The sequence below is a fragment of the Glycomyces sp. NPDC046736 genome (genome assembly GCF_040645615.1).
Lineage (GTDB): Bacteria > Actinomycetota > Actinomycetes > Mycobacteriales > Micromonosporaceae > Glycomyces.
In genome coordinates this window covers 54,282-68,547 of the sequence record NZ_JBEYYO010000010.1, presented here as the reverse complement: position 1 = coordinate 68,547, position 14,266 = coordinate 54,282, and the positions used below count along the sequence as shown (strand labels likewise).

Here is a 14,266-nt window from a genome sequence, read left to right as displayed (position 1 = left end):
AACGCGATAGGGCCGAGGTCTGCGTGCGCTCGGGGATACCGATCCGCTTCGGGCTGCCGATCGGCATGCATCGCGGCCGATCGGGTGGCTTGCGTGCGCAACGCGAATGGGCCGGGGCCCGATTCCCGCCGACAGTGCCGCGTCGCTCCGATCGCTTCGCGCCGCCTCGCAGCGCCAGTGACCGCCGACCGAAAGGTGACCTCGTGAGCATCCTCAAGCAGGGCGACACGATCGCGCTCCGGCTCGGCCTCGGTGCGACTCTCGGTGCACTCTCGCAACTCAGTGCGCTGGCGCTGCTCGCCGTCGCCGCCTATCTCATCTCCCGCGCCTGGGAGCAGCCGCCGATCCTCTACCTGATGGTCGCCATCACCTCGGTACGGCTCTTCGGGATCAGCCGCGGCGTGCTCCGCTACACCGAACGCCTCGTCTCCCACGACGCCGCCTTCCGCGGCCTCGAACGCCTCCGCGTGGCCGTGTGGCGCAAGCTCGTCCGGCTCGCTCCCGCCGGGGTTCCCGTGTGGCGCACCGGCGACCTGCAAGCCCGACTCGTCGACGACGTCGACGGCGTGGGGGACCGGTGGCTTCGCGGTGCGCTCCCGCTCACCAGCGCCGTCATCACCGCCACGGTCGCCGTCGTCCTCCAATGGACCTTGCTGCCCGCGGCCGGGATCGTGCTCGCCGTGTGCCTGCTCGCCGCCGCGCTCGTCGGGCCCGCGCTCGCCACCTGGGCCTCCCGGCTCGCCGCGCGCACCACCGCCGAAGCCCGTGGCGACCTCACCGAAGGCGTGCGCTCCTGCCTCCACGGCCGCGAGGAACTCGTCGCCGCCGGGACCGATCACATCGCCCTCGAACGCGTCCTCGAAGGCGACGAGCGCCTGCGCCGCGCCCACGCACGCATCGCCTGGACCGCCGGGCTCGGGCAGAGCGCCGGGCTGGCCGCGATGGCCGCCGCCGTGTGCGGTGCGCTGTGGACCGGCATCCCGGCCGTAGGCGCCGGGGCACTCGACGGGGTCCTCCTCGCCTGCATCGCCCTCGTCCCGCTCGCCGCGTTCGAACCCGTGCTCGCCCTGCCCGCCGCCGCGCAGCAGACCGCCGCCGCCAAAGCCTGCGGCCGCCGACTCCTCGACATCACCCGCGCCACCGAGCCGCGCCCCGACCCGATCGAACCGATGGACTTCGAACCCAACCCGCTCGGCGGACCCCCGTTCGTGGAGATCAAACGCCTCTCGGTCACCTGGCCCGGCGCCGACGGACCGGCCCTGCAAGGCTTCGACCTCACCGTCCAACCCGGCGAGCGCGTCGCGATCATGGGCCCCTCCGGCTCCGGCAAGTCCACCCTCGCCGCCGCCCTCATGGGCTTCCTGCCCTACGAAGGGAGCCTCCGCCTCGGCGGCGTCGAACTCAGCGAATACGACGGCGACGACCTGCGCACCACCGTGGGCCTGTGCTCCCAGGACGCCCACGTCTTCGACACCACCCTCGCCGAGAACCTCCGCCTGGCCCGCACCACCGCCACCGACGCGGACCTCACCCGCGCCCTGCGCTGGGCCGGACTGCGCGACTGGCTCGACGCCCTCGACCGCACCGCCGACGGCCTCGGCACCCCGCTCGGCGAACACGGCCGCACCGTCTCCGGCGGCGAGAGGGGCCGCATCGCCCTCGCCCGCTGCCTCCTCGCCGACCGCGAGATCCTCATCCTCGACGAACCCGACGCCCACCTCGACTCCCAGACCGCCGAACGCGTCCTGCGCACCGCCGCAGCAGCCCTCGAAGGCAAGACCGCCATCATCATCACCCACCGGCCCCTGCCCGAAGGCGTGGTCGACCGCGTCGTCGACCTCCGCCCGCCCGTCCCGACACCGCGTGACGCGCCGAACAGTCCGCTATTGGACCGGGCCTCCACTGGGTACACTCCCGGGACGGCGTGACCGAGAACGGCCACCGCCGACGGCGCCCGCCCGGGCCGCCGGGACTCCAGAATCGCGCTAAGGCATTGATGCAGCAGTGAACACATCTGCGCCCACACCCGGATCCAAGCCCCCCGCCTCGGGGCAGCGCTGGCCCGAGGGCTGGACCAAACTCCACGTCTACCTGACCGATCTCGACCAGGTCAAAGCCGTCGCCGAGTCCTACCGCGACGTGATCGACCAAGCCGAGGGCGACCGCCCGGTCCCGCACGAATGGCTCCACGCCACCGTCGCCTCGGTCGAATGCGACGCCGCCGCCATCGCCGAACCGGTCAGGCAGCGCCTGATCGAACGCCTCCGCGAGAGCGCCGCCCAGATCCCGGCCTTCCCGCTCACCATCGGCCCCGCCCTGGCCGCGACCGGCGCGATCATGCTCGACACGTTCCCCGGCAACGGCTTCGACCGCCTCGTCGCCGCCTGCGTCGAGGTCATCGACGAGGTCGTCGACGGCAACGTGGGCCGCCCCTCCGGGGGCCCGGGCCACGTCTCCCTCTCCTACCGCTCCGACGACGTCGGCGCCGACACCCAGCGCGGCGCGATCCAGAACCGCCTCCGCGACGTCCGCCCAGGTAGGACGGAAATCACCGTCACCGGGGTGGATCTGGTCCGAGTCATCCAATCCGCCGACGCCGCGACCTACACGTGGGAACACGTCGCCCGAATCCCCTTGGGCGCGTAGGGAAAACGAAAGTCCACCGGGCGCGCCCCCATCGGCGCGCCCCAATCAGTTGACGCCTGAGACGCGTATCTGACACCATTTCGTCACCGGCATGTGGCCTACTGTTGAGACACGTGTCAGAGACCGGCCACGTGGCGTTCAGGCGTGGTCATCGACGACCCCCTCCCACCTGCCGGCAGATTCCCGGACCACCCGGAGCGGCGCATCGCCGTCAGTGTCAGGAGGTGTCGATTGTTCGCAGCCAATGACCGTCGTATCGCAACCCGTTCGACCGAATTCGCTCCATCGCTTGAAGTTCCGCCGCTTGACGAGGCGACCGAACCCGGCTTCGACCACCCCGTCGAGGCCCGCGCGCACGTCACCGAGCCCTACGGCTTCTTCACCGACCTCGCCTGCGGCCACGTCCTCCACGACGGCGAGATCCGCCCCGCCTACGCCCTCGCCGAACCCACCCCGCTCGAAGTCTGGCGCCGCAACCTGGAGATCGTCACCGCGATCCTCACCGCCGCGGGCGTCGACTTCTTCGCCGTGCCCGGCTTCAGCCTCACCCGGCCCGTGCTCGCCGTCGACGCCGCCGACCGCCACCGCGTCTGCACCGCGCTGGCGATGCTGTGCGATTCGACCGGCGGGCGCCTGACCGTGCCCGAGCCGGCGTTCCGCGAGTCGGAGCTCGACCTGAACCGTCCGAAGTGGGCCCGCCGCGCCGACATGGGCGACGTGCCACTGGTGCGCGCGTCGTGGCTGTGGACCGACGGCGGCCGCGATCTGGTCTTCGGCCCCGACTACGGCTGCGACGTCGAGTTCTGGTCCGACACCGGCGACGGCCACCTGCTGGCCCCGCGCCACAACCGCGTCAGCCCCGTCGTGCGACAGAGCGGCCCCCGGGTGTCGGCCCCCGGGCGGCTGTTCACCGCGCTGGCCCACGGCCCCAAGGCGATGCTGCCGCCGGTCGCCACGCGCCAGGAGTTCGCGCGCCCCGCGCCCGACTACGTGGACTTCCCGATCGACGTGGTCTACACCTGGGTCGACGGCGCCGACCACGCGTGGCTGCGCCGCCGCGCCGAGGCCGATTTCTCGCCGTACCACGCCGAGTCGGCCAACGCCTCGCGCTTCATCGACCGCGAGGAGCTGCGGTTCTCGCTGCGTTCGCTGCACTTGAACGCGCCGTGGGTGCGCCACGTCTACCTGGTGACCGACCGGCAGCGCCCGCACTGGCTCGACGCGGACGCGCCGGGCATCACGGTCGTCGACCACGCCGACCTGTTCGACGACGCCGAAGCGCTGCCCACATTCAACTCCCACGCGATCGAGACGCAGCTCCACCGCATCGAGGGGCTCTCGGAGCACTTCCTGTACTTCAACGACGACATGTTCGTGGGCCGTCCGGTGGGGCCGCAGGCGTTCTTCGAGCCGAACGGGCTGGCGCGGTTCTTCCCGGCGCAGACGTTCATCGGGATGGACCCGGTGAGCCGGGCCGACTCGCCTCCCAACGCGGCCTTCAAGAACGACCGGGCGCTGCTCGAAGGGGCCTTCGGGCGGACCATCTCGCGGATGATGCGGCATGTCCCGTATCCGTTGCGGCGCAGCGTGCTCGCCGAGGTCGCGAAGGAGTTCGACGCGGACATGGCCCGCACGGCCCGCAGCGCGTTCCGGGACGTGGCCGACGTGTCGACGGTGACCCTCCAGCACTACTACGCGTACTTCTCGGGCCGGGCCGTGGCGGCCCAGACCCGCGCGGCGTATCTGGAGCTGGGGACCCCCGACGTGGCCGAGCGCTTCGACCTCCTGTTGGAGCGGCGCGACCAGGAGACGTTCTGCATCAACGACTCCGGCCTCACCGAGGAGCAGGCCGAGGAGCGCTCGGCGCTGATGCGGCGATTCCTGGAGTCGTACTTCCCGGTCCCGTCCCCGTTCGAGCGCCCGCTGGCGTTGTAGGCGAAGAGGCGCACGACCTCGTGCGGCAATGGTGAAGGGCCCGGAGCGAAAGTTCCGGGCCCTTCACCGTGCGGCTACTTCAGGCCGCGCCGCTCCAATAGCGGTTCGATCTCGGCGTCGCGGCCGCGGAAGCGTCGGAAGGACTCCATCGGGTCGATGGAGCCGCCCTTGCTCAGCAGCGTGGCGCGGAAGTGGTCGCCGTTCTCGCGGGTCAGGCCGCCGTTGGACTTGAACCACTCCACGGTGTCGGCGTCGAGGATCTCCGACCAGATGTAGGAGTAGTACCCGGCGGCGTAGCCGATGGAGATGTGCGCGAAGTAGCCCGAGCGGTAGCGCGGGGCGATCTGCGGCAGGTAGATCCCGGCCGCTTCGAGCGCCTGGCGCTCGAAGGCCTCCACGGCCGCGGCCGGGTCGTCGCCGCCGTCGGGGACCTCTTCGGGGGTGAGCCGGTGCCAGGCCTGGTCGAGCAGGGCCGCGCCGAGGTATTCGGTGGTCGCGAAGCCGAGCCCGAACTGGCTGGAGGCCTCCCACTGGGCCAGCAGCTCGGCCGGGGCGGCCTCGCCGGTCTCGTGGTGGCGCGCGTAGTTGGCCACGACCTCGGGCCACAGCTCCCACATCTCGTTGACCTGCGAGGGGTACTCCACGAAGTCGCGCGGGGTCGAGGTCATCGAGGTCTTGGGGTAGCGGCAGGCCGAGAGCAGGCCGTGGAGCGCGTGCCCGAACTCGTGGAACAGCGTCGTCACGTTGTCGACGGTGACGAGCGGGGGCTGCCCCTCCGCGGGCCCCACGATGTTGAGGTTGTTGACGACGACCGGCTTGTTCCCGGTGAGGTCGGACTGGACGACGAGCGGGTTCATCCACGCGCCGCCCTTCTTGGAGTCGCGGGTGAAGAAGTCGCCCACGAACAGGCCCAGCGGCTCGCCGTCGTCGAAGACCTCCCACACGCGGGCCTCGGGGTGGTAGCCCTGAAGGTCTTCGCGCAGTTGGAAGGTCAGTCCGAACTCCTTCTCGGCGGCGTGGAAGACGCCGTCGACGAGGACCCGGTCGAGTTCGAGGTAGGGCTTGAGCGCTTCGGCGTCGAAGCCGTACTTCTCCTGGCGGACCTGCTTGGCGTAGAACGACCAGTCCCACGCGGCCAGTTCGAACCCGCCCTGCTGCGCGTCCACGACCTCTTGGAGGTCGGCGGCTTCGCGCTTGGCGTTGCGCACCGCGGCCTCGGCGAGGCCGGCGAGCCGCTCGGCGATGATCTCGGCGTTCCCGGCGGTGCCGTCGGCGGCGATGTAGGCCGCGAAGTGGTCGAAGCCGAGCAGGCGGGCCTTCTCGGCGCGCAGCGAGATCATCCGCAGCAGGGTGGCGGCGTTGCCGCGCCCGCGCCCGATGGTGGCCTTGTAGAGGCGTTCGCGCAGGTCCCGGTTCTTCAGATCCTCAAGGAGCGGGTGGCGCGAGAAGTTCGACTGCGTGATGAGCCAGCCGTCGAGCCCGCGGTCCTTCGCGGCGGAGGCGGCGGCCCCGATCTGGTCGGCGCCCAGGCCGTCGAGTTCGGCTTCGTCGGTGACGTGGACGGCCGCGTCGTTGATGTCGGCGAGGATCTGCTGGTTGAACTTGGAGGCCAGTTCGGCCAGTTCGGTGTTGATCGCGGCGAGGCGCTCCTTGCCCGCCTCGTCGAGCGCGGCCCCGCCGCGGACGAACTCGGTGTGGTACCGCTCGAGGAGCCGCGCGTCCTGCTCGTCGAGGCCGAGGTCGTCGCGGCGGTTCCAGATCGCGTCGATGCGGGCGAACAGCTCGGGGTTCATCAAGATCGCGTCGGAGTGCGCGGCGAGCTTGGGGCTGATCTCGGTCTCGACGGCGTTGATCTCGTCGTCGGTGTCCGAGGAGTTCTTGTTGTAGAACACCAGGCTGACCCGCTTGAGGATGCCCTGGCCGGACTCCTCCAGCGCCACGACCGTGTTCTGGAAGGTCGGCTCCTCGTCGCTCGCGGCGATGGCGGCCACGGCTTCGAGCTGCTCGGCCATGCCGGCCTCGAACGCGGGCAGGTAGTGCTCGGTCTTCACGCTCGCGAACGGCGGCAACTGATACGGCAGGTCGGACTTGGTCAGGAACGGGTTCTCGGTCACGGAGGCTCCTCGCTGGCTGAGTCAGGCGGTGGCCGAATCCTATTCCGCGCACCTGCCGCGCGGCAAGTTGGTTCGCCTGCTCGCAAGGTAGGGCCCGACATCCTCACCGCGCGGCCTCGCGTCGGATTAACATCGACGCCATGCCTGATACGAGTCCGCTGTTCGTGGCCAGCGACATCCACGGCCACTACGACGCGCTCGTGGAGGCGCTACGCGACCGGGATCTGGTCGACGAGGACGCCCGTTGGACCGGCGGGGCCGCCCGCCTGTGGATCCTCGGCGACCTGTTCGACCGCGGCGAGGAGGGCGTGGCCGTGGTGCGGCTGCTGCGCAGCCTCGCCGAGGAGTCGGCCGCCGAGGGCGGCTCGGTCGACACGCTCATCGGCAACCACGAGGTGCTCGTGCTCGGCTCGCGGCGCTTCGGCGACGTGGCCTTCACCGACGTCGACGGCCAGGACCGGCAGTTCCTCCACTGGTGGGTCCTCAACGGCGGCTTCGAAGACGAGCTCGGCGACCTCACCGAGGACGAGGTCGAGTGGCTGGAGACCCGCCAGGTGATGCACGTGGCCGACAAGTCCCTGCTGATCCACGCAGACACCGAGTCCTATCTCGGGTACGGGCGCAGCGTCGAGACCGTGAACGCGGCCGTGCGCGCCGTCATGTCCTCCGATGAGCCCGAGGAGTGGTGGCAGCTCTTCCGCGAGCTGACCCGCCGCCACGAGTTCCTCGGCGAGGGCGGCCCGGCCCGGGTGCGCGGGATGCTCCGCACGTTCGGCGGCGAGGAACTCGTCCACGGCCACTCCACGATCCCCGACACGACCGAACTCGAACCGAGCCAGGTGACCCAGGCCCGCCGCTATTGCGAAGGCCTCGTGCTCAACGTCGACGGCGGCGTCTACCAAGGCGGCAAGTGCCTGGTGGTCCGCCTCGACTGACCGGAGACGGCCGCCCGGGTGGAATCGGGCGGCCGCCGCCATCGGGCGCGTCAGTGCGGGGACGACGCGCGACATCCGGCCGTCGCGGGCCGGTCGAGAGGGGGCAGGGACCGCGACGCGGGAGACACCGCCGCGGTCCCCGGGGGGAGCGGGGGCTTTCAGTCCTCGCTTTGCGCCGCGAACAGGAACCGCGCGACCGGCGGCGCGGTCGCCGCGCGCCCTGCCCTCGACTCGACCCACAGCGTGAGCGCCACGGCCCCGCCGATGCCGACCACGATCCATCCGGCGAGCGGCGAGAAGGCGATCGCGTAGCCCGATCCGGCCCCGATCGCGGTGGCGAGAACGGCCGACAGCACGGCCCTGCGAAGCGCGCGCCGATGTTCGCGGCGCTCGACGACTCGGTTGTGTCTCATATCTGACACAACGACTGAACCCCTTGAATCGACACGTTGCATGTGCAGATTTCCCGCGTTCGGGCGACCGAAAACGGTCATAAGCCCAGATGGGCGACATTGTTCCGAGTCGAGTGAGCCACACTGTGATCAAGGTCCCGCGCAGCGTGACAACGGAAGCTGACGACCGTTGTGCGCGAACGCGAAAGACGGTAAACACATAGTGACGGGACGACGAGGCGGCATCACGACGCCGCAGGCCAAACCGAACTCGCCTCCCGCCGCGGCGGCCGCGAACGTCTGGTCGCGCCAGCGGCCGCCACAACGAACACACGCGACAACCGAACATTGCACCGGCACAACGGGGCCCGGCCCCGACGTCCGCACGCAACTCCTAGAGACGGTGGGGTCTGACATGGAGTCCGAAACGCAACCCATGGGGAGGCGTGTCGCCTATTGGCGACAACGCCGAGGCATGTCCCAGCAGGTCTTCGCCGACCGCATCGGCAAGTCCAAGAGCTGGGTCGACAAGATCGAACGCGGCGTCCGCCGCCTCGACAAGTACTCGGTCATCACCGAGCTGGCCGAGGCGCTCAGCGTCGACGCCGGCCAGCTCCTCGGCCGCGAACCCCGAAGGCGCCCAGGCCTGGGCGGCTGCCTCGACCAAGTCGAAGTCGAATCCATCCGCCAATCCCTCGAACGCTACGAACGACTCGGCCGCTTCCTCGAAGCCGCGCCGATCGACCCGACCCCGATCCCGCAACTGCGCGGCGCGGTCAACTACTGCTGGCTCGCCTTCGAGAAGGGCCACTACCCGGTCGTGGCCCGATCGCTCATCCAGCTCCTGCGCGACACCCCCGTCGCCGAGGACAAACCCGTCGGCGGCACCGCCGCCGACGCCGCCGAACTCATGACGCAGGTCTACCAGATCGCCTCCACGGTCCTTCGCAAACTCGGCGAGGCCCAGCTCGCCTGGCTCGCCGCCGACCGCGCGATCTCGGCCGCCAACCGCGGCAACGACCCGCTCCTGGCCGGCATCGCCACCACCCGCGTCGCCAACGCGCTCAGGGCACTCGGGCGCTACCAGGCCGCACTCGACCTCAACGTCCAAGTCGCCCACGGCCTCATCACCGAGACCGGCGGCGAAGCCTCCACGCCCGCCGAGATCAGCGTCTACGGCGCGCTCCTGCTCCAAGGCGCCATGGCCGCCGCCCTCGCCGGGGACAGCGACACCAGCGACGACCTGCTCGACAGCGCCTCCCGCGCCGCCGGCATCCTCGGCCGCGACGCGAACTACTACTACACCTCGTTCGGGCCGACCAACGTCATGCTGCACCGCGCCGCCGCGTTCGTCGAACTCGGCGAAGGCGCCGACGCCCTCGCCGTCCACGACCGCATCCCGCCCGCCGCGCTGGCCGACCTCGTGGCCGAACGACGCTCGCACCACCACCTCGACATGTCGCGCGCGTGCGTCCAGGTGGGGGACATCGAGATGGCCGGAAGGCACCTGGTCACCGCCGACCGCAACGCCCCCTCCGAGATCCGGTGCCGCCCGCACGCGATCGAGTTGATCGACCAGATCCTCCACCGCACCAAGGGCGAACCGCTCCCGGAGATGCGCCGCCTCGCCGAGGAGGTCGGGGCCCTGAGCTGAACCCGCGGGCGGCGGGCTCCGCGGCACGGGAGCCCGCCCCGCCCGCACGAGGTGCCCGGAGCCGCCGCTGCTCAGGCTCCGGGCACCGCCCGCCCCCCGTCCGGAGCGGGGCGTCAATAGACTCCAGGGATGCGCACGTTGAGCGAGATCACCGCCGCCCTCGACGACCTCTACCCGAGGCGATGGGCCCAGGACTGGGACCGGGTCGGCCTCGTCTGCGGACGGGGCGGCAACTCGGTCGGCCGCGTCCTGTGCGCCGTGGACGTCGTGCCCGCCACCGTGATCGAGGCGATCGAAGCCGACTGCGACCTCATCGTGGCCCACCACCCGCTGCTCCTGCGCGGCGTCTCCAGCCTCGACCCGGCCGCCGACTACAAAGGCGACCTCGTCCACACCCTCATCGAATCCGGCATGTCCCTCTACGTCGCCCACACCAACGCCGACGTTGCCAGCCCGGGCGTCTCCGACGCCCTCGCCGACCGCCTCGGCCTGGTCGACCTGCGGCCCCTGCGCCCCCTCGACGGAGCCGAGCACGAAGACTCGGGCCGCGGGATCGGCCGCATCGGCCGCCTGCCAGAACCGATGACCCTCGCCGACCTCACCGCCCGCGCCGCGGCCGCGCTCCCGCCCACCGTGTGGGGCGTGCGGGCCGCGGGCGACCCTGAACGGCTCGTCAGCACCGTCGCGGTCTGCGGCGGCGCGGGGGACTCCTACCTCGCCGACGCGGCCGCCGCGGGCGCGAACGCGTATCTGACCGCCGACCTCCGCCACCACCCCGCCAGCGAGGTCCTGGCCCAGAGCGGCCCGGCCCTCATCGACGCCGCCCACTGGGCCACCGAGCGACCGTGGCTCGATACTGTTGCGGAGCAACTGTCTCGTCTGGTCGAGGACGTGATCGTCTCCGACATCGACACCGATCCGTGGACCATCCACCAGAAATCCGGGGTGAACTGAGTTGAAAGCCGACCTTTTCGATCAGCGTCGACTGCTCGAACTCCAGGCGGTGGACACCCAGCTCACCCAGCTGGACCAGCGCCGCCGCAAGCTCGACGACGACCCGGCCTTCGCCGCCGCCGGCCAGCGCCTGAGCGCCCTGGCCGACAAGGCCGCGAACCTCTCGGGCGACCTCGCCGACCTCGACCGCGACATCGAACGCGTCGAACGCGAAGTCGAGCTGGTCACCAAGCGCGCCGACGCCGACCGCACCCGCATGGCCTCCGGCGCGGCCACCGCGAAGGAACTCGAAGGCCTCCAGAGCGAACTCGAATCCCTCGCCCGCCGCCAAGGCACCCTCGAAGACGACCAGCTCCAACTCATGGAGCGCCGCGAAGCCCTCGACGCCGAACTCGAAGAGACCCGCCGCCAGGTCGACCAGGCCCGCGCCGTCCTCGCCGACGCCGAAGCCGAGCGCACCCGCAGCCTCGAGGCGATCGACACCGAGGCCGCCGACGCCGCCTCCACCCGCGAAGCCCTCGCCATCAACATCCCCGACCGCCTCGTCGAGCTCTACGACCGCATCCACGCCAAGCAACCGATAGCCGCCGCCGAACTCGTCGGCCGCCGCTGCGGCTCCTGCCGCATCGAAAAGTCCCCAGCCGACATGATCCCCATCAAGTCCGCCCCCATCGACGAGGTCCTGCGCTGCGAAGAATGCGGCTGCGTCCTCATCAGAACCGAACTCCCGCAGTCGAAGCCGACCACGCTCGCCTCCGAGGACGAACTCAAGAAGTACCAATAGCCCGAACGGAAGCGGGACGGCAGGCGCTTTGCGCCCGCCGCCCCGCAGTCGTTCGGCGGCCGGGCCGGGCCGGGCGGGGACGGGCCGCGTGGGGCGGGGCGGGGTGCGGGCGAAGCGGCGGTCAGGAGCGGCGCTGAGTGGCGCGCGGTCGCTTTGCGGCCGTGGCGGGCCGTGGCTTGGACGTGGCTGAGGCGGTGAGCCGGATGCGGGGCAGCAGGCGCAAGGCGCTCGCCGCCCCGCTTCCGTTCGGCGGCCGGTCCGGGCCGTGGCGGGCCGGGGCGTGGACTCGGCCGAGGCGGTGAGACGAAAGAGGCGCCCGTCCGCGCACTCGGCCACCTGCGCCCGTGAACGCCGAGAGGGGCGAAGCGCTATCGACGCTTCGCCCCTCTCGTTCGTCTTCTACTGCTTGCTGAACGCCGCCCAGCGCTCGACCAGCGCCGTCGCCGCACCGCCGTCGACCGCCTTCGCCGCGAGTTCCAGGTTTCGGATCAGCAGGTCTCGGCGGATCTTTTCGTCGTGGAGGTCCACGCCGTCGATCAGGCCCTGACGAGAAGCCAATGCCGCCGCCGCGTTCAGCAGCACCGCATCGCGAGCCGCACCGGTCTCGCCCGCGAAGACCTGGCGCGCGACGTTCGTGTTGAACTCGATGTCGCCGCCTTTGAGCGCCTCGGGACCGGCCTTCATCAGCCCGAACTCGGTGCTGTTGATCGTGCCCTGCGAGACCCGGCCGCCCGAGGCGATCCATTCCGACGTCGTGGCCGACGTCGAGATCTCGTCCAGGCCGTCGTCGCCGCGGACCACGAACACCGAAGCGCCCCGCGCCGCGAACACCTGCGCCATCAAAGGCGCCTTCACCGGGTCCGCGCAGCCGATCAGGCCCGCCGCGGGCTGGCCCGGGTTCGTCAGGGGGCCAAGGAGGTTGAACACCGTGGGGATGCCCAGCGCCGCCCGGACCGGACCGGCGTGGCGCATGCCCGGGTGGAACGTGCGCGCGAAGCAGAAGCCGATCCCGATCTCGCGGACCGAGGCCTCGACCCGCTCGGCCGACGCCTCCAGGTCCACCCCGAGCGCTTCGAGCAGGTCCGCGGAACCCACCGTCGACGACGCCGACCGGTTGCCGTGCTTGATGACCGGCACACCCGCGGCCGCGACCACGACCGCCGCCATCGTCGAGATGTTCACCGAGTTCGAGCCGTCGCCCCCGGTGCCGACGATGTCCACCGCCACGCCCAGGTCAGACAGGTCCAGACGAGTGGTCTCGGCGAGCATCCGGCCCGCGATCGCACCTATCTCCTCTGGCGTCTCACCCTTTGAGCGCAGCAGCACCGCGAACGCCGCGAGTTGGGCCGGATCGGCATTGCCCGCCATGATCTCGGCCATCGCCCAGTCGGCGCTGGCCTCGTCGAGATGGCCGCCGCTAGAAAGCCGCGCGAGGACATCAGGCCAGGTCGCATTCGACATGAGCACTCCAAAGGGAGGAAGGTCAGGCGGCGCGCTGCGCCGGCGCCGCGCCTTCTGCGCGGCTGACCAGCAAGTCTACTACCGTCTGGCCCGTGGTCACCGGGTTGAGCGGGTGCATCAGCACCGCGTCGGCCCGCGACCACGCCGCCAGCCAGCGGTCCGCGGCCCGCGCGACCACCACGGCCAGCGTCGGCGGCTCGTCGAATTCGTCGCGGAGTTGGCGCGCGATGCCCAGGCCTCCGGCGGGCTGCGCCTCCCCGTCGAGCAGCACGAGGTCGATCTCGTACTTGTCGATGAGGGACACCGCCTCGTCGTACGCTCCGGCGACCGCGTACTCGATGCTGATCCCCTCGACCGGCTCCTCGCCGATCGCAGAGCGCATCTGTTCGATGACGGCGGGTCGATGGCTGTAAAGCAGAACCGAGAACTGCGACGTTGAGGTACTCACGCCTCGCATATTAAACCGGCCACACCGAAATGGGAAGACCGGAGCGCCCACTTCCGCCCCGACGACCGCCTACATAGGCCGAACCCGGCATGACCTGGGAACACGATGGGAGGAGTCGGTGAGCCTACCGCCGCGCGACACGCGCGAAAAACACACCCCATGCACAGCTTGGGCCCAACGGAACGTAATAATGTGCGCGTGACTGCCGCCGAAGCAACTATCGACCCCAGCCGAATCCACTCACTGACGCGGCCCAATGTCGTCAGTGTCGGCACCATCGTGTGGTTGAGCAGCGAACTGATGTTCTTTGCGGGCCTGTTCGCGATGTACTTCTCGATCCAGGCCTCCGCGCCGGCGATCTTCGAGGAGGGCTACCACCACCTCGAGATCCCCTACGCGCTGGTCTTCACGGTGATCCTCGTGGCCTCGTCGGTCACCTGCCAGCTCGGGGTGTTCGCCGCCGAGCGCGGTGACGTGCACAAGCTGCGACTGTGGTTCGCGATCACCTTCATCATGGGTCTGATCTTCATGCTCGGCCAGGTGAACGAGTATCGGAACCTGGTCGGCGAAGGATTCGCGATCTCGACCGACGGCTATTGGACGATGTTCTACCTGACCACCGGTTTCCACGGTCTCCACGTGACCGGCGGCCTGGTGGCGTTCATCATCTACCTGATCCGTTCGACGATGGGACGCTTCAACCCCGCTCAGGCCACCGCGTCCATCGTGGTGTCCTACTACTGGCACTTCGTCGACGTCGTCTGGATCGCGCTGTTCGCCGTGATCTACTTCCTTCCGATGGCCCAGTACTGACAACCGCCTCGGCCGCTCGGCGCGTCCCACCGGACCCGCCCGCGACCGAGGTCGAACCCGGCCCCGGCCCCGCGCCGAGGCTCCATCCGAGAAATGCGACGGCCGCCGCCCGGTGGCGGCCGCCGGCCGG

The 14,266-nt window shown here is 70.5% G+C and carries 12 protein-coding genes; 8 read left to right on the top strand and 4 right to left on the bottom strand.

All coding sequences use genetic code 11. The annotated features are described in order from the left end of the window. Window positions 1-203 precede the first annotated feature (203 nt). The 3 genes from cydC to AB0B28_RS11860 all read left to right on the top strand — a co-directional run bounded on the left by cydC (window position 204) and on the right by AB0B28_RS11860 (window position 4,581). The gene (cydC, locus tag AB0B28_RS11870; RefSeq protein ID WP_360119929.1) at window positions 204-1,928 is read left to right on the top strand and encodes a thiol reductant ABC exporter subunit CydC; all 1,725 of its coding nucleotides are present in this window, start codon (window positions 204-206) and stop codon (window positions 1,926-1,928) included. A gap of 76 nt (window positions 1,929-2,004) precedes the next feature. Then, a complete protein-coding gene (locus AB0B28_RS11865) occupies window positions 2,005-2,646 on the top strand; it encodes a 2'-5' RNA ligase family protein (protein WP_360119927.1) in 642 nt (213 codons plus the stop codon). Window positions 2,647-2,877: 231 nt separating this feature from the next. After that, window positions 2,878-4,581, top strand: a complete 1,704-nt coding sequence (locus tag AB0B28_RS11860) for a stealth family protein (protein WP_360119925.1) — start codon at window positions 2,878-2,880, stop codon at window positions 4,579-4,581. A 74-nt stretch (window positions 4,582-4,655) separates the two neighbouring features. Here AB0B28_RS11860 and AB0B28_RS11855 read toward each other — a convergent pair whose 3' ends face one another. Further along, entirely contained in the window at window positions 4,656-6,695 is a 2,040-nt protein-coding gene (locus AB0B28_RS11855; RefSeq protein ID WP_360119923.1) for a M3 family metallopeptidase, read from the bottom strand. Between the two features lie 140 nt (window positions 6,696-6,835). Here AB0B28_RS11855 and AB0B28_RS11850 point away from each other — a divergent pair, with 140 nt between their 5' ends. Next, the gene (locus AB0B28_RS11850; protein ID WP_360119921.1) at window positions 6,836-7,630 is read left to right on the top strand and encodes a metallophosphoesterase; all 795 of its coding nucleotides are present in this window, start codon (window positions 6,836-6,838) and stop codon (window positions 7,628-7,630) included. A 158-nt stretch (window positions 7,631-7,788) separates the two neighbouring features. On the opposite strand, the gene AB0B28_RS11845 is transcribed toward AB0B28_RS11850, so the two are convergent. After that, on the bottom strand, window positions 7,789-8,043 hold the full coding sequence (locus tag AB0B28_RS11845) for a hypothetical protein (RefSeq protein ID WP_360119919.1): 255 nt from the start codon (window positions 8,041-8,043) through the stop codon (window positions 7,789-7,791). Window positions 8,044-8,437: 394 nt separating this feature from the next. Between AB0B28_RS11845 and AB0B28_RS11840 the strand changes: the two genes are divergently transcribed. From AB0B28_RS11840 to AB0B28_RS11830, 3 genes are all read left to right on the top strand, one after another. After that, a complete protein-coding gene (locus tag AB0B28_RS11840) occupies window positions 8,438-9,676 on the top strand; it encodes a helix-turn-helix domain-containing protein (protein ID WP_360119917.1) in 1,239 nt (412 codons plus the stop codon). 129 nt (window positions 9,677-9,805) lie between these two features. Beyond that, the gene (locus AB0B28_RS11835; RefSeq protein WP_360119915.1) at window positions 9,806-10,630 is read left to right on the top strand and encodes a Nif3-like dinuclear metal center hexameric protein; all 825 of its coding nucleotides are present in this window, start codon (window positions 9,806-9,808) and stop codon (window positions 10,628-10,630) included. Window position 10,631: 1 nt separating this feature from the next. Next, window positions 10,632-11,414, top strand: a complete 783-nt coding sequence (locus AB0B28_RS11830; RefSeq protein ID WP_360119913.1) for a hypothetical protein — start codon at window positions 10,632-10,634, stop codon at window positions 11,412-11,414. A 399-nt stretch (window positions 11,415-11,813) separates the two neighbouring features. Here AB0B28_RS11830 and trpD read toward each other — a convergent pair whose 3' ends face one another. Beyond that, window positions 11,814-12,875, bottom strand: coding sequence for an anthranilate phosphoribosyltransferase (gene trpD, locus AB0B28_RS11825; protein ID WP_360119911.1), 1,062 nt, complete (start codon window positions 12,873-12,875; stop codon window positions 11,814-11,816). A 22-nt stretch (window positions 12,876-12,897) separates the two neighbouring features. Beyond that, window positions 12,898-13,332 (bottom strand): hypothetical protein, encoded by a 435-nt coding sequence (locus AB0B28_RS11820; RefSeq protein ID WP_360119909.1) that lies wholly within the window; start codon window positions 13,330-13,332, stop codon window positions 12,898-12,900. Between the two features lie 189 nt (window positions 13,333-13,521). On the opposite strand from AB0B28_RS11820, the gene AB0B28_RS11815 reads away from it, so the two are divergent. Continuing rightward, window positions 13,522-14,136 (top strand): heme-copper oxidase subunit III, encoded by a 615-nt coding sequence (locus AB0B28_RS11815; RefSeq protein WP_360119907.1) that lies wholly within the window; start codon window positions 13,522-13,524, stop codon window positions 14,134-14,136. The last annotated feature ends 130 nt before the right edge of the window (window positions 14,137-14,266 follow it).